The sequence below is a fragment of the Aerococcus sp. L_32 genome (assembly GCF_050689315.1).
In genome coordinates this window covers 1-1,066 of the sequence record NZ_JBOEQF010000591.1, presented here as the reverse complement: position 1 = coordinate 1,066, position 1,066 = coordinate 1, and the positions used below count along the sequence as shown (strand labels likewise).

The 1,066-nt window shown below is 36.6% G+C and carries 2 protein-coding genes; both read left to right on the top strand.

The window, feature by feature from the left end:
• The coding region (secY, locus tag ACRCJ0_RS14990; RefSeq protein WP_431391006.1) for a preprotein translocase subunit SecY at positions 1 to 892 on the top strand (892 nt) is incomplete at its 5' end.
• Between the two features lie 33 nt (positions 893 to 925).
• Positions 926 to 1,066: nucleoside monophosphate kinase (locus ACRCJ0_RS14985; protein ID WP_431391007.1), on the top strand; the 141-nt coding region annotated here is incomplete at its 3' end.

The following is a 1,066-nucleotide window of genomic DNA, read 5'->3' as shown; positions in this document are numbered from 1 at the left end:
GCTAGGATTAATTGATAATCCAGGTTTTGTAACTTACTTACTGATTGCTTTATTCATGACTGCTGGATCTATGTTTGTTGTCTGGATTGGTGAGCAAATCACTGAATATGGAATAGGTAATGGTACTTCAATCATTATCTTTGCTGGTATTCTAGCGCAAATCCCTTCAGAGTTAACAACTTACTATCAAAATAACATTGTAGATGCTACTAGCAGTGAATTAAATCAACAAATGATTTATGCAGGACTATTTGTTCTTGTATTTATCCTATTAATTATGTTCGTCATTTTCATGAGTCAAGCGGAACGTCAAATCCCCGTACGTTATTCTAAACGTGCGAATTCGGCATCGCAAAAGTCTCATTTACCATTAAAGATTAACTCAGCCGGTGTTATTCCCGTTATCTTCGCGTCATCATTAATCATGGTGCCACAAACGGTACTCGGATTATTTGCCGCTGATTATAGTGATGTTTCTTGGTATCAAATATTGTCAACAATCTTTAATTTGGAAAAACCAGCGGGTATCGCTATTTACGCAATTGTCATTATTTTGTTCACGTTCTTCTATGCACATATTCAGATTAACCCTGAACGTGCTGCTGAAAACCTGCAAAAAGCTGGTGGATATATTCCAAGTATCCGTCCAGGTTTAGCAACTAAAGAATATTTACAAAAAATGTTAAATCGTTTAAGTACAGTTGGCTCACTCTTCTTGATGGGTGTAGCAGTTCTACCTTTACTAGGGGCATACTTCTTTGATATGCCACAATCAATTGCTTTAGGTGGTACAAGCTTACTAATCGTTGTCGGTGTTGCTTTAGACACTGCAAAACAAATTGAAGGACGTACAATCAAACGTCAATACGTTGGTTTTATTCATGATAAATAAGACTAATGCGTAACGTGCTTGGGGAGGACAATTATGAATATTATTTTAATGGGCTTGCCTGGTGCCGGTAAAGGTACTCAAGCAGCTAAAATCGTTGAAGATTATAAATTTCCACATATTTCTACTGGAGATATGTTTAGATCAGCAATCGCTGAAGGAACTGAATTAGGAAAA